Annotated in this window: 18 protein-coding genes; 11 read left to right on the top strand and 7 right to left on the bottom strand. The window is 69.7% G+C overall.

Annotated features, from left to right (window positions below):
• Positions 1-1,311, bottom strand: a complete 1,311-nt coding sequence (locus W7S_RS01650; RefSeq protein WP_020188345.1) for a class I SAM-dependent methyltransferase — start codon at positions 1,309-1,311, stop codon at positions 1-3.
• Entirely contained in the window at positions 1,308-2,699 is a 1,392-nt protein-coding gene (locus W7S_RS01655; protein WP_009952025.1) for an FAD-binding oxidoreductase, read from the bottom strand. The genes W7S_RS01650 and W7S_RS01655 overlap by 4 nt, the downstream gene beginning before the upstream one ends.
• A gap of 81 nt (positions 2,700-2,780) precedes the next feature.
• Here W7S_RS01655 and W7S_RS01660 point away from each other — a divergent pair, with 81 nt between their 5' ends.
• Positions 2,781-3,218 carry an SRPBCC family protein gene (locus W7S_RS01660; RefSeq protein WP_008263240.1) on the top strand — a complete coding sequence of 146 codons (438 nt, stop codon included), beginning with the start codon at positions 2,781-2,783 and terminating at the stop codon, positions 3,216-3,218.
• Positions 3,219-3,232: 14 nt separating this feature from the next.
• Here the strand turns inward: W7S_RS01660 and W7S_RS01665 are convergent, their stop codons facing one another.
• Positions 3,233-3,994 carry an Rv3717 family N-acetylmuramoyl-L-alanine amidase gene (locus W7S_RS01665; RefSeq protein WP_009952026.1) on the bottom strand — a complete coding sequence of 254 codons (762 nt, stop codon included), beginning with the start codon at positions 3,992-3,994 and terminating at the stop codon, positions 3,233-3,235.
• Positions 3,995-4,092: 98 nt separating this feature from the next.
• Between W7S_RS01665 and W7S_RS01670 the strand changes: the two genes are divergently transcribed.
• Both W7S_RS01670 and recR read left to right on the top strand, forming a co-directional pair.
• Positions 4,093-4,437 (top strand): YbaB/EbfC family nucleoid-associated protein, encoded by a 345-nt coding sequence (locus W7S_RS01670; RefSeq protein WP_026071056.1) that lies wholly within the window; start codon positions 4,093-4,095, stop codon positions 4,435-4,437.
• Positions 4,438-4,450: 13 nt separating this feature from the next.
• Positions 4,451-5,062, top strand: a complete 612-nt coding sequence (gene recR / locus W7S_RS01675) for a recombination mediator RecR (protein ID WP_008263246.1) — start codon at positions 4,451-4,453, stop codon at positions 5,060-5,062.
• A gap of 6 nt (positions 5,063-5,068) precedes the next feature.
• On the opposite strand, the gene W7S_RS01680 is transcribed toward recR, so the two are convergent.
• Genes W7S_RS01680 through W7S_RS01690 form a run of 3 tightly spaced genes read right to left on the bottom strand, consistent with a single transcriptional unit; the run spans position 5,069 to position 7,433 of the window.
• Positions 5,069-5,491 (bottom strand): hypothetical protein, encoded by a 423-nt coding sequence (locus tag W7S_RS01680; protein WP_009952028.1) that lies wholly within the window; start codon positions 5,489-5,491, stop codon positions 5,069-5,071.
• Between the two features lie 12 nt (positions 5,492-5,503).
• Positions 5,504-6,211 (bottom strand): type 1 glutamine amidotransferase, encoded by a 708-nt coding sequence (locus tag W7S_RS01685; protein ID WP_008263251.1) that lies wholly within the window; start codon positions 6,209-6,211, stop codon positions 5,504-5,506.
• Positions 6,204-7,433: a Mur ligase family protein gene (locus W7S_RS01690; RefSeq protein ID WP_008263254.1), complete on the bottom strand. Its 1,230-nt coding sequence runs from the start codon at positions 7,431-7,433 to the stop codon at positions 6,204-6,206. Before W7S_RS01690 ends, W7S_RS01685 begins: the two co-directional genes overlap by 8 nt.
• Before the next feature lie 110 nt (positions 7,434-7,543).
• Between W7S_RS01690 and W7S_RS01695 the strand changes: the two genes are divergently transcribed.
• Positions 7,544-8,536: a DEDDh family exonuclease gene (locus W7S_RS01695; protein WP_008263256.1), complete on the top strand. Its 993-nt coding sequence runs from the start codon at positions 7,544-7,546 to the stop codon at positions 8,534-8,536.
• Here the strand turns inward: W7S_RS01695 and leuA are convergent, their stop codons facing one another.
• The gene (leuA, locus tag W7S_RS01700; RefSeq protein ID WP_008263258.1) at positions 8,537-10,336 is read right to left on the bottom strand and encodes a 2-isopropylmalate synthase; all 1,800 of its coding nucleotides are present in this window, start codon (positions 10,334-10,336) and stop codon (positions 8,537-8,539) included.
• A 292-nt stretch (positions 10,337-10,628) separates the two neighbouring features.
• Here leuA and W7S_RS01705 point away from each other — a divergent pair, with 292 nt between their 5' ends.
• From W7S_RS01705 to egtA, 7 genes are all read left to right on the top strand, one after another.
• Entirely contained in the window at positions 10,629-11,894 is a 1,266-nt protein-coding gene (locus W7S_RS01705) for an aspartate kinase (protein ID WP_008263260.1), read from the top strand.
• Positions 11,895-12,941: an aspartate-semialdehyde dehydrogenase gene (locus tag W7S_RS01710; protein WP_008263261.1), complete on the top strand. Its 1,047-nt coding sequence runs from the start codon at positions 11,895-11,897 to the stop codon at positions 12,939-12,941. It begins immediately after the preceding gene.
• An 8-nt stretch (positions 12,942-12,949) separates the two neighbouring features.
• Positions 12,950-14,080 (top strand): DUF4185 domain-containing protein, encoded by a 1,131-nt coding sequence (locus W7S_RS01715; RefSeq protein ID WP_036429778.1) that lies wholly within the window; start codon positions 12,950-12,952, stop codon positions 14,078-14,080.
• Between the two features lie 120 nt (positions 14,081-14,200).
• Positions 14,201-14,626: a hypothetical protein gene (locus W7S_RS01720; protein ID WP_008263265.1), complete on the top strand. Its 426-nt coding sequence runs from the start codon at positions 14,201-14,203 to the stop codon at positions 14,624-14,626.
• 118 nt (positions 14,627-14,744) lie between these two features.
• Positions 14,745-15,260 (top strand): hypothetical protein, encoded by a 516-nt coding sequence (locus W7S_RS01725; RefSeq protein ID WP_008263266.1) that lies wholly within the window; start codon positions 14,745-14,747, stop codon positions 15,258-15,260.
• A gap of 82 nt (positions 15,261-15,342) precedes the next feature.
• Positions 15,343-16,005, top strand: a complete 663-nt coding sequence (locus W7S_RS01730; RefSeq protein ID WP_008263267.1) for a sensor domain-containing protein — start codon at positions 15,343-15,345, stop codon at positions 16,003-16,005.
• A gap of 179 nt (positions 16,006-16,184) precedes the next feature.
• Positions 16,185-17,486: an ergothioneine biosynthesis glutamate--cysteine ligase EgtA gene (egtA, locus tag W7S_RS01735; protein WP_008263269.1), complete on the top strand. Its 1,302-nt coding sequence runs from the start codon at positions 16,185-16,187 to the stop codon at positions 17,484-17,486.

Consider the following 17,486-nt stretch of genomic DNA (forward strand, 5'->3'; position numbering starts at 1 on the left):
TCAGGCCGTCCACCACGGCCGCAGCGGCAGGTCGTCGTCGCCCCGCGCGTCGGTCTTGGCCGCCAGCACGTGATGCAGCTGAAGGTTGTTCTGCTCGAACGCAACCCGTGACGCCGCCATGTACAGGCCCCAGACCTTCGCGGTCGGCAGGCCGACCTCGCTGACCGCGGCGTCCCAGTTCTCGACCAGATTCCGGCACCAGTCGCGCAGCGTCATCGCGTAGTGGTGGCGGAAGTTCTCCGCGTGCAGCACCTCGAAGCCGCAGTCCTGGACGTCGCAGGTGATGCGGCCCGAGCCGGTCAGCTCCCCGTCCGGGAAGACATAGCGATCGGTGAATCCGCCCGCGAACGACGTCGACGTGTTGTCGTGGCGGGTGATGCAGTGATTGAGCAGCAGGCCGCCGGTGCGCAGCTTCGACTTCAAGAAGCCGAAGTAGGCGGGGTAATTCTTGACGCCGATGTGCTCGGTCAGCCCGATCGAGGACACGGCGTCGAACGCCGCCTCGCCCACGTCCCGATAGTCGGTGTGGCGCACCTCGGCCAGGTCCGCAAGGCCTTCCTCGGCGATCGCCTTCTGCGCCCACTTCGCCTGTTCGGCCGACAGGGTGGCGCCGGTGGCCCGGACGCCGCGCCGGGCCGCGTAGCGCACCATGCCGCCCCAGCCGCAGCCGACGTCGAGCAGCCGGTCGCCGGCCTTCAGCCGCAGCTTCTCGAAGATCAGCCGGTACTTGTTCTCCTGCGCCTGTTCGAGTGTCGCGTCGGCATCGGGATACACCGCGCAGGTGTAGGTCATCGACGGCCCCAACACCAATTCGTAGAAGGTGTTGGACACGTCGTAGTGGTGGTGGATGGCCTCGGCGTCGCGGGTCCTCGTGTGCATCAGCCCGTCGGCGATGCGCCGCCACCTTGGCAGCGCCTCCTGCGGGGGCGGCGCAACCGGCAGCAACCGCTCGAACCCCAGCGACCGCACGACGTTGGCCAGCACCCGCACCGGGGGCCGCTTGAATTCCACCCGATCGGTGAGCGTCTTGAGCAGTTGGTACGGGTCGCCCGGATGAACGCCGTACGCCTGCAGGTCGCCCGACACGTAGGCGCGGGCGAGGCCGAGTTCGCCGGGGGCGGTCGCCAGATAGGTGGCGCCGCGGGGGCTGCGAAGGTCCAGGCCCAGTTCGGCGTCCTCGTTGCCGGCGATGCTGCCGTCGTAGGCGGTGAACTTCAGCGGATGTCGGCCGGTGGCGGCGAAGACCTCCAGGATCTCTGCCATGCTCAGTTTCCCGTGCGACGTGCGGTGGGGTTCCTTGGTAGTCGTCATCGCCGTTGCACCGCCTTTGCGTAGAGGTCGAGTAAACGAGAATCGGGGTCGTAGGTTTTCTTGACGGTGTTGTAGGCCTCGCCGCCGTACAGCTCGTCGAAGTCCTCGCGGGAGTAGAAGGAATCGGAGTACAGGGACTTGTGCCCGTCGAGTTCGCTCACCTTTTCTTCGATCATCCGGTTGGCGGCGCCCTCGGTCGCGCCCCCCGGCACCGACGACCAGAAGCCGACGTTGACGTACGTGTGATCCGGCCGCATCGGGTACAACGGCCAGCCGTCGCGGTCGCGAAGGCGCAACGGGCACAACCAGATTGGCGTGATTGGCACGTTGTCCAGGAACCACTCCAGGAAGTCGCAGGTCCGTTCGATTGGAATCTCGATGTCTTGCACCACCCGTTCGCGTGGGGGCCGCCCGTTGCGCGCCTCGATGCGGTCGGAGATCCCGAAGCGCCGGTCCAGGGAAATCAGCTTCCAGTAGAAGCTGCTGCGCCGATAACGGCGCGGCCAGAAGCGTCGCACCCGCGGGTCCTGCACGCCGAACGCGCGCGAGCACCAGAACCAATCGGTGTCCCAGCGCCAGAAGTAGTCGTGGATGGTCAGCCGGTCATCCTTGGTCGCATCCATGCCCGGGGCGTCGTGCCGGATGGACTGGTAGTAGATGTCCTTGCCGGTGTAGTCGCTGACCGGGCCGGGGGTGGTGGTCCGCCGGCCCACGCACAGGTAGCTTTCGTCGGCGCTGAAGACCACCCCGTCGAGGTAGTCGACCGGGGTTCCGCCCTGCCCGCCGGTGTCGACGATGCGTTCGGCCGCGGCGATCAGCGCGGGCAGCGAGCGGAAGCGGATGTGGCGCAGCGCGACGAACGGTGCGACGGGTTCCAGCTCGATCCGAAGCCGGGTCGAATACCCCAGTGTCCCATAGGAATTCGGGAAGGCGCGGAACAGGTCCGGGTGCTGGGTACGTGATGCGGTGAGCAAATCGCCAGCGCCGGTGAGGATATCCATCTCCAGCACCGATTCGTGCGGCAGCCCGTTGCGGAACGACGCCGACTCGATCCCCAGGCCGCTGACCGCCCCGCCGAGGGTGATGGTCTTCAGCTGCGGGACGACCAGGGGCGACAGGCCGTAGGGCAGCGTTGCGGCAACCAGGTCCGCGTAGGTGCACATGCCGGCGACGTCCGCGGTGCGGGTTTCGGGATCCACGCTCAGGACGCCGGTCAGCCCCGAGGTGTCCAAGCCGGGCGCGTCACGTTTGGTGCGGGCGCGGAACAGGTTTGACGTCGGTTTGGCCAGCCGGACCGCGGACGTTGTGGGAATGGATCGATAGCTTGCCAGCAGCCGGTCAACGCCCGACTTGTGGGCCGAGAGTGCAGATCCAAGGACAGGCACCACATATACCCTAGTCTTCGACAACAGCCCGTGCATCCGCCGCGAGCGGCGGCGCCGGGGAATTCATCACGAGGAGGGGTCGCCTTGGGACAGGTGAGCGCCGACAGCACCATCTTGATCAATGCCGAGCCTGCGGCGACCCTGGCCGCCGTCGCGGATTATCAGACGGTGCGTCCGAAAATTCTCTCGCCGCAGTACAGCGACTACCAGGTGCTGCAGGGCGGGCAGGGGGCGGGCACGGTCGCCAAGTGGAGGCTGCAGGCCACCAGATCACGCGTCCGCGACGTGCAGGTCAACGTGGACGTGGCCGGGCACACCGTCATCGAGAAGGACGCCAACTCGACCATGGTGATCAACTGGACGGTGGCGCCCGCCGGGCCGGGCTCCAGCGTCACCGTGAAGACCACCTGGACCGGCGCGGGCGGCGTCAAGGGCTTCTTCGAAAAGACCTTTGCGCCCTTGGGGCTGAAGAGGATTCAGGGAGAGGTGCTGGCCAACCTGAAGAAGGAACTCGAAGGCTAGCGCCGGGCGGGCGATCAGCGCGCCTGGCCCTGCGAGGCCAGGAAACCCGCGACGCCGCGGACCATCGCGTCGGCGTATTTCTGCCGGCCTTCCGCGGACTGCATCAGCGCCGAGTCCGCGGGGTTCTTCATGTTGCCGCACTCGACCAGAACCGACGGGTACTGCGCGAGGTTCAGGCCGGCGAGGTCCGAGCGTCCGTACAGCCCGTTCTGCCCGATGTAGTTGGCCGGCGGGATGCCCGACGCCTGCATCTGGTCGCGCATGATGCGGGCGTACTGCACCGACGGCCCGGCCTGGGCCTGGTTGAGCGGCGGCGCCGAATAGTTGACGTGGAACCCGCGCCCGGACGGCGGGCCGCCGTCGGCGTGGATGGACAGGATCGCGTTGGGGTGCAGCGCGTTGGCCATGCTGGCGCGCTCGTCGACGCAGGGCCCCAGCCCGGTGTCGTTGGCGCGTGCCAGGGCGGTTCGCACTCCCAGCGCGGTCAACTCGGCGCGGACCCGCAGCGCGGTGTCCCAGGTGAAGGTGTGCTCCTGATAGCCGGCGGCGGACGCCGTCCCGCTGGCCTGGCAGTCCTTGGTGCCGCCGCGGCCGGTGGGCACCTGCCGGCTGATCGACGCGTCGTTGGAGCCGTTGTGACCCGGATCGATGAAAACCACCATGCCGGCGATGTTGGAGGGAACCCCCCACGCGGCCGGGGTGATCGCCGTCGAGGCGGCAACGAGCGCGCCGACCGCCAATTTGATCCCGACACGTCTGCTCAGTCGTAGGTCCACGGCGCAAAGGTAACGGCGCGCGGTTTACGCTGGGTGTTCCGAATCGCCGGAGACTCACGAGCGAAATCAAGTCGAGACCAAGATGCGAGGGGACTGTCATGCAACCCGGAGGCGATATGTCGGCGCTGCTGGCCCAGGCGCAGCAGATGCAGCAAAAGCTCATGGAGGCCCAGCAGCAGCTGGCGAACGCTGAGGTGCATGGTCAAGCCGGTGGGGGTTTGGTCAGCGTCGTCGTCAAGGGCAGCGGCGAGGTGGTCGCCGTGAAGATCGATCCCTCCGTCGTCGACCCGTCGGACGTCGAGACCCTGCAGGACTTGATCGTCGGCGCCATGGCCGACGCGTCCAAGCAGGTCACCCGGATGGCGCAGGAGCGGCTCGGGTCGCTGGCCGGTGGGTTCGGGCCGCCGCCGGGGCAACCGCCCGCGCCGGCGCCGGGGATTTAGATCCCGCCCTGACATGTTCGAAGGACCCGTCCAGGATTTGATCGACGAGCTGGGCAAGCTGCCCGGCATCGGGCCCAAGAGCGCCCAGCGCATCGCCTTCCACCTGCTGTCGGTTGAGCCGCCGGACATCGACCGGCTGACCGCGGTGCTGGCCAAGGTGCGCGACGGCGTGCGGTTCTGTGCGGTGTGCGGCAACGTCTCCGACAACGAACGGTGCCGGATCTGCGCCGATCCGCGGCGGGACGGGTCGCAGGTTTGCGTCGTCGAGGAACCGAAGGACGTGCAGGCCGTCGAGCGCACCCGCGAATTCCGCGGCCGCTATCACGTGCTGGGCGGGGCGCTCGATCCGCTGTCCGGGGTGGGGCCCGACCAGCTGCGGATCCGCGAGCTGCTGAGCCGGATCGGGGAGCGGGTCGACGACGTCGACATCACCGAGGTGATCATCGCCACCGACCCGAACACCGAGGGCGAGGCGACGGCCACCTACCTGGTGCGGATGCTGCGTGACATCCCCGGCCTGACCGTGACGCGGATCGCCTCCGGGCTGCCGATGGGCGGTGACCTGGAGTTCGCCGACGAGCTGACGCTCGGCCGCGCGCTGGCCGGCCGCCGGGCCATGGTCTGACGTTCGTCAGGCCTTGCTCAATTGGAACGACCTGGTAAAGGTCCTGCCCACCTCCGGGCCGCACGCGTCCGTCGTCGTCTGCTGGCCCTCGCCGGCGAGCGACACGGCGTCGAAGCTGTAGTTGACGGTCACCGGAGCGGACGCGCCGTTCGGGCACGGCGCCTGGGACGTGCCGCTGTGCGTCCACCGCCCGTCGGCGAGGTGGAACTCCCAGCTGATGACGAACGTCCCGCCATCCTGGGAGGTCGCCAGGGTGCAGTCCGACCCGCACGGGACGAACAGCCAGGCGGTCGGCTTGTCGTTGTCCGCGTAGAGCACGTTGTACCGGCCGTTGAGCACTTCCGGGCTGGCGTGCGACGGCGCCGACGACGCGACGAACGCGGCGACCAGTGCGGCACCGGCGGCCAGTCTCGGGCGGATCTTCGTCATCTCGGCAACCCCCTAGCGCGCCGCTAACCGCTCGCGGCGCAGCAGGTCCACTTCCGGCATCGGCAGCGGCGGCAGCTCACCGACCACCGAACCCAGCAGCAGGTCGGCCAGCTGCGGGTTGCGGGCCAGGCACGGCCCGTGCATGTACGTCGCGATCACGCTGCCCTGCACCGCGCCGTCGAATCCGTCGCCGGACCGGTTGCCGGCGCCCTTGACCACCGCGCCCAGCGGCGACGCCGACGGGCCCAGCACGGTGCCCCCGCGGTGGTTCTCGAACCCGGTGAGGCGCTCGGTCAGGCCCGCCAACAGCGGCCTGGTCGCCAGCTCGCCGATGGTGCGCGCCGCTTGCGGCGACGTCGTCGCGTCCAGCATGCCCACGCCGTCCACGCGTTCCCCGGCCGAGGTCTCGTACCAGTGCCCGAGCACCTGGACGGCCGCGCAGATCGCCAGCACCGGCGCGCCGCGTTCCGCGGCGCGCAGCAGGCCCGGGTGCTTGATCAGGTGCCTGGTGGCCAGCCGTTGCGCATAATCCTCGGCCCCGCCCAGCGTGTAGAGGTCCAACGACTCCGGCACCGGGTCGGCCAGCGTGATCTCGACGATCTCGGCGGGGATGCCGCGCAGCAGTAGCCGCTGGCGCAACACCAGGGCGTTGCCGCCGTCGCCGTAGGTGCCCATCACGTCGGGCAGGACCAGCCCGATCCGCACCGTCGAGTCAGCCACGGCGCGCCAACGCTCGTTGCAGCTGGAGGAACGCGGTGTAATTGGCGACGACCTCCACCCGCCCGGGTGGGCACGACGCGATCGCGGCGACGGTGTCGTGCACCAAGGTGTGCTCGACCCCCGCGTAGCCGAGGCGCACCGCGAGGTCGGTGCCGCGCTCGCCGGCGGCCACGACTTCCGTCTGCTCGAAGTGTTCGAAACGCACGTCCCACAACCAGGACAGGTCCTCCCCGTCGGGCACCTGGCCGTTGACGGAGATGACCACCCCGGCGGCGCGCTTGTCCACCATCGACAGCGCCTCTTGCCAGCCCGCCGGATTCTTGGCCAGCAGCATCCGCACGTCGTGCTCGCCGACGCGGACGGTCCGGTAGCGCCCCGCGACCTCGTCGACGGACGAGACGGCCGCGACCGCCGCCGCCGGATCCGCGCCCAGGGCGACCGCGGCGGCCACGGCCTGGGCGGCGTTGCCCCGGTTCACCGCGCCCGGCAGCGTCAACCGCATCGGCAGGGAGAGCCCGTCCGGGCCGTGCAGCGTCTGGTCGTCGAACCACCACTGCGGGCTGGGCCGCTTGAAGTCGGCGCCGGTGGAGAACCAGTGGCCGCGCTCGCGGACGATGACCTCGCCGCTGCGCGGGCAGCTCACCGAGTCGTTCGACCACGAACCCCCGGCGGCCACCCACACCACGTTGGGGCTGTCGTAGGCGGCCGACGTCATCAGCACGTCGTCGCAGTTGGCCACCACCACCGCGTTCGGGTGCCGGGCCAGGCCCGCGCGCAGGGTTCGTTCGATGACGTTGATCTCGCCGACCCGGTCCAGCTGGTCGCGCGACAGGTTGAGCAGCACGACGACGCTGGGCTCGACGGCGTCGGAAACGTGGGGGACGTGCATTTCGTCGACTTCCAGCGCGGCCAGGGACGCGTGCCGGTTGGCGGCCAGCGCCGCCACCAGGCCGGCGTCCATGTTGGCGCCCTCGGCGTTGGTGGCGACCGGGCCCAGCGTCGCCAGCGCGGCCGACGTCATCCGGGTGGTGGTCGATTTGCCGTTGGTGCCCGTGACGACGACCGTGCGCCGCCCGGCGGCGAGCTGCCGGAGAACCGAGCGGTCCAGCGTCATCGCGATCAGCCCGCCGATCATCGCGCCGGCCCCGCGGCCGGTCACCCGCGACGCCCAGCGCGCGCTCGCTCCCGCGGCGAGGGCCAGGCGGGCGCGGGTGGTGACCACCCGGGAAGTTTAAATGTGTGCGGCCCGCGTTGGATTCCCGCACCGATTTCCCACCCGACACGGCGCCGCGTGACACCGATGATGTCGGTCGGCCGTGCCATCCTCAGTGCATGAGCGCGGTGTGCTGGGGGCGGCCTGCCAGCGAGCCGGACGCGGGCTGGGCCGTGATCGACGTCGAAACCTCGGGTTTCCGGCCAGGTCAGGCGCGGATCATCAGCCTCGCGGTGCTCGGTCTGGACGCCGACGGCGAGGTCGAACAGTCGGTGGTGAGCCTGCTCAACCCCGGCGTCGATCCGGGGCCCACCCACGTGCACGGTCTGACCGCCGCCATGCTGGAAGACCAACCGCAGTTCGCCGACATCGCTCCAGACGTGATCGACGTGCTGCGCGGCCGCACACTGGTGGCCCACAACGTGGCGTTCGACTACGCCTTTCTTGCGGCCGAGGCCGAACTCGCCGACATCGAACTTCCCGTCGACTCGGTGATGTGCACGGTCGAGCTGGCCCGGCGGCTGGACCTCGGCGTCGACAACCTGCGGCTGGAGACGCTGGCGGCCCATTGGAGCGTGACCCAGGAGCGCCCCCACGACGCCTTCGACGACGCCATGGTGCTGACCGGCGTGCTGGCCTCGGCGCTCAAGCTGGCCCGCGACGGCGACGTCTGGCTGCCGGTGCATCCGGTGACCCGGCGCCGCTGGCCGAACGGCCGGGTGACCCACGACGAGCTGCGGCCGCTCAAGGTGCTGGCCTCCCGGATGCCCTGCCCGTATCTCAACCCCGGCCCCTACGTGGGCGGGCGGCCCCTCGTCCAGGGCATGCGGGTGGCGCTGGCCGCCGAGGTCGGCCGCACCCACGAGGAACTCGTCGAGCGGATCCTGCACGCCGGTCTGGCCTACAGCGAGGCCGTCGACCGGGAGACCTCGCTGGTGGTCTGCAACGACCCCGCGCCCGAGCAGGGCAAGGGCTATCTGGCCCGGAAGTTGGGGGTGCCGGTGATCTCCGACGCGACCTTCATGGACTGCGTCCGAGCCGTCATCGGCGGCACCAGCATGGATGAATTCGCCGACACCACCAACTCCGACCCGCAGCTCGCGCTCTTCTGATCAGGCGCGTGCCGCGCGGTTGACCGCCGACACGACCGCACGCAGCGACGCCGTGGTGATCGACGGCGCGATGCCGACACCCCACACCGTGCGGCCGTTGACCGAGGCTTCCACGTAGGCCGCGGCCTGCGCGTCGTCACCGGAACTCATCGCGTGCTCGGAGTAATCCAGCACGGCCACGTCGAATCCGACATCGCCCAGCGCGTGGACGAACGCGGCCAGCGGGCCGTTGCCGGACCCACTGATCTCGGTCTCCACCCCGTTGATCTTGACGGTCGCGGCGATGCTGGTGACGCCGCTGTCCTCCTCCGAAGCGTCGACCCGCTGCTTCACCCGCTCCAGCGGCCACACCGGGGCCAGATACTCCTCGGAGAACGCGTCCCACATCTCCTTCGGCGAGACCTCGCCGCCCTCGCCGTCGGTGATCTTCTGCACCACCTGGGAGAACTCGATCTGCAGCCGCCGCGGCAGGGCCAGGCCGTGATCGGCCTTCATGATGTAGGCCACCCCGCCCTTGCCGGACTGCGAGTTGACCCGGATCACCGCCTCGTAGGTGCGCCCGACATCCTTGGGGTCGATCGGCAGATACGGCACCTGCCAGAGCATGTCCTCGACGTCGGTGTCCGCGGCATCCGCGTCGACCTTCATCTGGTCCAGGCCCTTGTTGATGGCGTCCTGGTGGCTGCCGGAGAACGCGGTGTAGACCAGGTCACCGCCGTAGGGGTGACGCTCGTGGACCGGCAGCTGGTTGCAGTACTCCACCGTGCGGCGGATCTCGTCGATGTTGGAGAAGTCGATCTGCGGGTCCACGCCGCGCGAGAACAGGTTCAGCCCCAGCGTCACCAGGCAGACGTTGCCGGTGCGCTCACCGTTGCCGAACAGGCAGCCCTCGATCCGGTCGGCACCCGCCTGGTAGCCCAATTCCGCTGCGGCAACGGCGGTTCCGCGGTCGTTGTGCGGATGCAGGCTCAGGATGACCGATTCCCGGTTGGCCAGGTTGCGGCTCATCCACTCGATCGAATCGGCGTAGACGTTGGGGGTGGCCATCTCCACGGTGGCGGGCAGGTTGAAGATGATCGGGTTTTCCGGTGTGGGCCCGATGATTTCGCCGACGGCGTCGCACACCTGCTTGGCGTACTCCAGCTCGGTTCCGGTGTAGGACTCCGGCGAATACTCGAACCGCCACCGCGTGCCCGGGTATTTGGCGGCCTCCTCGACGCACTTGCGGGCGCCCGCGGTCGCGATGTCTTGCACCGCGGCCTTCTCGGCGCGAAATACGACGCGGCGCTGCAGGATTGACGTCGAGTTGTAGAAGTGCACGATGGCCTGCGGCGCGCCCTGGCACGCCTCGAACGTGCGCTCGATCAGTTCCGGCCGGCACTGAGTCAGCACCTGGATGGTGACGTCGTCGGGGATGGCGCCGCCGGTGATGATCTCGCGGACGAAGTCGAAGTCGGTTTGACTGGCCGACGGGAACCCGACCTCGATCTCCTTGTAGCCCATGCGGACCAGCAGATCGAACATGCGGCGCTTGCGGGCCGGGCTCATCGGGTCGATCAGCGCCTGGTTGCCGTCGCGCAGGTCCACCGCGCACCACAGCGGCGCGCTGGTGATGACCCGGTCGGGCCAGGTGCGATCGGCGAGCCGGATCGGCTCGACCTCTTCGGCGAAGGGCCGGTACCGGCTGACCGGCATCGACGAGCCGCGCTGGGGGTTCCATGCGGGCTGCCCGGGCCCCGGCGGGCCCGCCGGTTTGACGATGCTGCGTGTCGAGCTGAATGCGTCGGAATTGGAAGTCACGGTAATTGCTCCGGGGATATCAGAAGGAACCTCAGACCGGCGCATCGCGAACACCCGCGACGGGAAGCCGGTCTGGATCAGACCCCGTCGCGGCGTCCGAGGAGGAGCACCCGCTGCACGTCCTGCACTTTACCGCTTTTAGCGCGTTGGTAAAAATGGCGCCGAGACAGCGGCGAATCCGCACTCCGGGCGACCGGGTATCGCGACGTAAATCACCATGCGGCGGCACGTATTCTGTTGTGGACTTATCCCCCAAATTGCAGTGCCCAGGGCCGGAGAGGCAGGGAAAAACGTGGCGCTCGTCGTGCAGAAGTACGGCGGATCCTCAGTGGCGAACGCCGATCGGATCCGGCGCGTGGCCGAGCGCATCGTCGCTACCAAGAAGCAGGGCAACGACGTCGTCGTCGTCGTCTCCGCCATGGGCGATACCACCGACGACCTGATGGACCTGGCCCAGCAGGTGTGCCCGGCCCCGCCGCCGCGCGAGCTCGACATGCTGCTGACCGCCGGTGAGCGCATCTCCAACGCCCTGGTCGCGATGGCCATCGAATCGCTGGGTGCGCAGGCCCGATCGTTCACGGGTTCGCAGGCCGGCGTGATCACCACCGGCACGCACGGCAACGCCAAGATCATCGACGTCACGCCGGGGCGGCTGCAGGCCGCGCTCGACGAGGGGCGCGTCGTGCTGGTGGCCGGGTTCCAGGGCGTCAGCCAGGACACCCGGGACGTCACCACGCTGGGTCGCGGCGGCTCGGACACCACCGCGGTGGCGCTGGCCGCGGCGCTGCGCGCCGACGTCTGCGAGATCTACACCGACGTCGACGGCATCTTCAGCGCCGACCCCAGGATCGTGCACAACGCCCGCAAGCTGGACACGGTCACCTTCGAAGAAATGCTCGAGATGGCGGCTTGCGGCGCCAAGGTCTTGATGCTGCGCTGCGTGGAATACGCGCGCCGCTACAACATTCCGGTGCACGTCCGATCCTCGTATTCGGAAAACCCAGGCACCGTCGTCGTCGGATCGATCAAGGACATAGCCATGGAAGACCCCATCCTGACCGGAGTCGCGCACGACCGCAGCGAGGCCAAGGTGACCGTCGTCGGCATCCCCGACATCCCCGGATATGCCGCCCGCGTCTTCCGGGCGCTCGCCGACGCCGACGTGAACATCGACATGGTGTTGCAGAACGTCTCCAAGGTCGAGGACGGCAAGACCGACATCACCTTCACCTGCTCGCGCGACAGCGGGCCCACCGCGGTGGCCAAGCTCGACGCGCTCAAGGACGAGATCGGGTTCAGCCAGCTGCTCTACGACGACCACGTCGGCAAGGTGTCGCTGATCGGGGCGGGCATGCGCAGCCATCCCGGGGTGACCGCCACCTTCTGTGAGTCCCTGGCCGAGGTGGGCGTCAACATCGAGCTGATCTCCACCTCCGAGATCCGCATCTCGGTGCTGTGCCGCGACACGGAACTGGACAAGGCCGTCGTGGCGTTGCACGAGGCGTTCGGGCTCGGCGGCGAGGAGTCGGCGACGGTGTACGCGGGGACGGGTAGATAGATGGTTGCCATCGGTGTGGTGGGCGCCACCGGCCAGGTCGGCCAGGTGATGCGCAGGTTGCTCGACGAGCGGGACTTCCCCGCTTTGAACAGTGGGGGGTCGGTGCGGTTCTTCGCGTCTTCGCGTTCGCAGGGCCGCAAGTTGGAGTTCCGCGGCCAGGAGATCGAGGTCGAAGACGCCGCGACGGCCGACCCCAGCGGGCTGGACATCGCGTTGTTCTCCGCCGGTAAGACGATGTCGCTGGTGCAGGCGCCGCGGTTCGCCGCGGCCGGGGTGACGGTGATCGACAACTCGTCGGCCTGGCGCAAGGACCCGGACGTGCCCCTGGTGGTCTCCGAGGTGAACTTCGCCCGCGATGCCGCCAACCGGCCGAAGGGCATCATCGCCAACCCGAACTGCACGACCATGGCCGCGATGCCGGTGCTCAAGGTGCTGCACGACGAGGCCGGCCTGCAACGGCTGGTGGTGTCGAGCTATCAGGCGGTCTCCGGCAGCGGGATCGCCGGAGTCCAGGAGCTGTCCACGCAGGCCCGCGCGGTCGTCGACGACGCCGAGCAGCTGGTGCAGGACGGCGGCGCCGTGCAGTTCCCGGCGCCCAAGACCTACGTGGCGCCCATCGCCTTCAACGTCGTGCCGCTGGCCGGATCGTTGGTGGACGACGGGTCCGGCGAGACCGACGAGGACCAGAAGCTGCGCCACGAGAGCCGCAAGATCCTCGGCATCCCCGACCTGGCGGTCAGCGGCACCTGCGTGCGGGTGCCGGTGTTCACCGGGCACTCGCTGTCGATCAACGCCGAGTTCGCGCGGCCGCTGTCGCCGCAGCGTGCCCGCGAGCTGCTCGACGGCGCGCCCGGCGTCAAGGTGGTCGACGTGCCGACCCCGTTGGCGGCCGCCGGCGCCGACGAATCCCTCGTCGGCAGGATCCGGCGGGATCCGGGGGTGCCCGACGGCCGCGGCCTGGCCCTGTTCGTCTCGGGAGACAACCTGCGCAAGGGGGCGGCGCTGAACACCATCCAGATCGCCGAGTTACTCGCCGCCGAGTTGTGAATCCGCGAGTGAGTTCCGCGACGCGGTTCTCGCTACTTGTGGCATCTTTGCTTGCGCCGCAATGGTTTTGGGCCGCGCATGCCGATCCGCCGGCGCCCGCCCCGGAACCGATCCTGCAGCCGCTGGCGCCCGGTCAGGTGCTGCGGATCGGTCCGACCGCCGGAACCGGAACTCCCACAGGCGATTACGGCATCGGCGCGACCGACCTGTGTGAATTCGTCGAATTCCCCACCGAACTGCTGCAGGTCTGCGGCGACAGCTTCGCCGGCCAGGGCGTCGGGTTCGGCGGCTGGTATGCGCCCGTCGCGCTGCGCGTCGACACCGCGTCGGTCGACGACCCGGCCGGGGTGCGCTACACCGGCGTCACCGGGATCGCCCACCCGCTGCTGGCCGACCCCGCTCCGCCGGATTCCTCGCAACTGCCCGCCGGGGTGGTGCAGATCAACCGGCGCAACTACCTGATGGTGACGACGACGAAGGACCTGGAGCCGCAGAGCTCCCGGCTGGTGACCGCCGAACCGGCGCGCGCGGGCTGGCAGACGATCCCGGGTTCGAAGCGGCCCGCCTCGTATCAAGGCGGCTCGCAGACGCAGATCAGCGGGTATTACGACCCGATCCCGACCCCGGAATCGCCGAGCGGGTGGGTGTACATCGTGGCCGACAGCTTCACCCGTCGGGACCCCGTGGTCCTGTATCGCGCCACACCGCAAACGTTCACCGACCGGTCCCGCTGGCAGGGCTGGGCGGCCGGCGCGAGCGGGGGGTGGGGCAAGCCGCCGACACCGCTGTGGCCGGACGCGGTGGGCGAGATGTGCATCAGGCAGATCGACGGCAAGGCCGTGTTGTCCTACTTCAATGCCGTCACGGGCAACATGGAGGTCCGGGTGGCCGACGACCCGACGGCGCTGGGTGACGCGCCGGTCACCACGGTGGTGCAGCACGACGAGTGGCCGGAGCCCGCGGAAAGCCTGCCGCCGCCGTACGACAACCGGCTCGCGCAACCGTACGGCGGCTACATCTCGCCCGGTTCCACGCTGGACGAGCTGCGAATCTTCGTGAGCCAGTGGGACACCCGCGCGCGAGTGGCCGCGCCGTACCGGGTCATCCAGTTCGCGGTCAATCCGTTCAAGCCCGAGTAGGCGCTTCGCCCGCTGAGCGGCGGCGATGGTTCACAGCTCCTACATAAGTAGCGCATAGCCGCCACTACTGTTAACGGCTTCATCATTTGTCTCATGAGTGAAACACCTGAAACCCCCACCGTGCGGACCTCCACCGCAACTGCACCGGCCGCCGCTGCAGCGGCCTATCGGGCCCCGCGGGTCTTCCAACTCGCCGCGTGGGTCGCCATCGTCGCCGGGATCGTGTTCATCGTCGCGGTCATCTTCTTCACCGGCTTCATCCTCGGCCACCGCGGCGGCCATCACGGCCATCACCACCACAAGCACCACCACCACGCGATGCTGCATCACCGCGGCCCCGGCGGGCCCGGTGGACCGGGCGGCGGCACCCAGGGCGGCCCGGGCGCACCCACGGGCCCGGGCGCGACCACCGCGCCCGCCAGTCCGTCGCCCGTGCGGCCCAGCGGCATGGCCCCGGGACAGCTCCCGGCGTCGATCTTCCACTCCGCGGCGGCCTCGCACGCAGCGCCGGGGCAGGCCCCCAGCGTCATTGTGCTGACCAACTAAAACCCCCAACCCACTCGTGGCCCGGCGCTCTCATCGAGCGTCGGGCCACGTCTCGATTCCAGGCAATTTGCCGCCGGGGCCTGTTCCGGACATCGCGTGCGGGGCAATATGGCATGGCATGAGCGAGACACCCGAACCGCAAGCCGAGCCGACCCCCGCCGCCGCGACCACTCCGCCCGCGCCGCCACCGCCGCCGCGGGTCAAGCCGCCGCGGCTCTACACGGCGGCAGCCTGGGTGGTGATCGTCGCGGGCATCGTGTTCATCCTCTCCTCGGTGTTCTTCGTCGGCGCCTTCATTTGGAAGCACCACTACCACTGCCACCATCACCACGGCATGTTTCACCCGGGCGGCCCCGGCCCGGGCAACGGGCCGTGGGGACCCGGCCCCGGGCCGGGCAATGGCCCCTGGGGACCCGGTCCCGGTGGTCCCGGATCGTGGTACGGCGGCCCCGGTGGTCCCGGGCCCGACAATGGGCCCTGGGGGCCCGGTCCCGGCGGCCCCGGTTTGATCGTTCCGATGCCCCCGGGCGGCCCGGGCGGGCCCGGCGGTCCCGTCTCCGGCCCCGGCATCAGCGGACCCGGTCAGCCGACGGCCGTCAGCCCGGCTCCCGGCTCGCCGGCGCCGCGCCCCTGACGCGGTCGCGAAACGCTTGGCGCACAAGGTCGGCGCTTGACGGGGGCTGACCGAACGTCGTGGCGTTTGGCATGATCGCCTCATGACCATGCGGGCCACGCAGGTGCACCGCGCCGTACTCACCGTCGGGTTCGCGGTGGCGGGCACCGTCGCGCCCGCAGTCGCCGCCGCGCACCCGTCGGAGCCGGGCGTGGTGAACTACGCCGTCCTGGGCAAGGGGTCGGTCGGCAACATCGTCGGCGGACCCATGGGCTGGGAGTCGGTGTTCACCCAGCCCGGACAGGGCCCCTGGGTGGACCTCCCGGAGTGCAACAACTGGGCGGACATCGGGCTGTCCGAGGTCTACGACGATCCCGATCTGGCGTCGTTCAACGGGGCCGTCACGCAGACGTCGGCGAATGATCAAACGCACCTGGTCAAGCAGGCGGTCGGGGTGTTCGCCACCCCGGACGCCGCGGCCCGGGCATTTCATCGGGTGGTGGATCGAACGGTCGGCTGTTCGGGTCAGACGACCGCGATACACCTGGACAACGGCAGCACGCAGGTGTGGTCCTTCGACGGCGGGCCGGCCGGGCCCGCCGACGAGAACTGGACCAAGCAGGAGGCGGGCACCGATCGGCGCTGCTTCGATCAAACCAGGCTGCGCGAAAACGTGTTGCTGCAGGCGAAAGTGTGTCAGTCCGGCAACGCCGGGCCCGCCGTGAACGTGCTAGCTGGGGCGATGCAGAACGCGCTGGGTCAGTAGCGCAGCGATCGGGTATCCGTCCTTGCCGTCTGGCCATCAGCGCGGGAGGGGAATATGTCGGGGGCGTCTGATAGATGAAGCACTAGACGAAGTAGTGCCGGATATCGTTCGATTAGCTGCGCAGGGAAGCGGTCCGCAGGTGCGTGTTCAGCCTTCGCCGGGCCCGAAGGGATCGTGATATGACGTTCGCCCCGATCACTGCGGCGGCTCCGCGGTCGACCGGCGCCGACCCCGCCCCGGAGCTGAAAATCGCCGAGCTCACCGACTCCACGGCCGTCGCGCAATACATCGCCGACGGCTGCCTGGTGGACGCCCCGCTGGGACGGGTGGGTCTGGAACTCGAGGCCCACTGCCACGACCCGGCCGCCCCGCACCGCAGGCCCGGCTGGGACGAAATCGCCGCGGTGCTCGACGGGCTCCCCGCCCTGCCGGGCGGCAGCAGGATCACCGTGGAACCCGGTGGCGCGGTCGAACTCTCCGGGCCGCCGGCCGACGGCGTCCTGCCCGCGATCGAGGCCATGCGACGGGACCAGGCCGTGCTCCAGCCGGCGTTTGCCGAGGCCGGCCTGGGCCTGGTCTTCCTCGGCGCCGACCCGCTGCGACCCCCCCAGCGCATCAACCCCGGCGCCCGCTACCGCGCCATGGAAAGGTTCTTCGCCACCAGCCGCTCCGGGGAAGCGGGCGCGGCGATGATGACGTCCACCGCATCGATCCAGGTCAACGTCGACGCCGGGCCGCGCGAGGGCTGGGCGGCTCGGGTTCGGCTGGCGCATGCCTTGGGGCCCACCATGATTGCGATCACGGCCAACTCGCCGATGCTGGGCGGCGACTTCACCGGCTGGGTCTCCAGCCGGCAGCGGGTGTGGGGGCAGATGGATTCCGCGCGCTGCGGACCCATCCTGGGCGCCAGCGGCGATGACCCGGGCACCGACTGGGGGCGCTACGCGCTCAAGGCCCCGGTGATGCTGGTGCACACGCCGGGCGCCGAGGCGGTCACGCAGTGGGTGCCCTTTGCCGACTGGGTCGACGGCCGGGTATTGCTCGGTAATCGCCGCCCCAGCGTCGCCGATCTCGAATACCACCTGACGACCTTGTTCCCGCCGGTCCGCCCCCGGCAGTGGCTGGAAATCCGCTACCTGGACAGCGTCCCGGACGCGTTGTGGCCCGCGGTGGTGTTCACCCTGGTGGCGCTGCTCGACGACCCGACCGCGGCCGACGCCGCGGCCGAGGCCGTCGCACCGGTGGCCACCGCCTGGGACATCGCGGCCCGGCTCGGGCTGCGTGACCGGCGGCTCTACGCGGCCGCCAACGCGTGCGTGGCCATCGCGGCCGAAAGGGCGCCGGCCGAAGTCGGCGACGCGATGCAGCGGCTGGTCGACCTCGTCGAACAGGGCCGGTGTCCCGGCGACGATTTCGCCGACCGGGTGATCGAACACGGCGTCGCCGCCGAGGTGTCGCGGGCGGCGCGAGGGGGACTGTGA

Source organism: Mycobacterium sp. MOTT36Y (genome assembly GCF_000262165.1).
Lineage (GTDB): Bacteria > Actinomycetota > Actinomycetes > Mycobacteriales > Mycobacteriaceae > Mycobacterium > Mycobacterium intracellulare.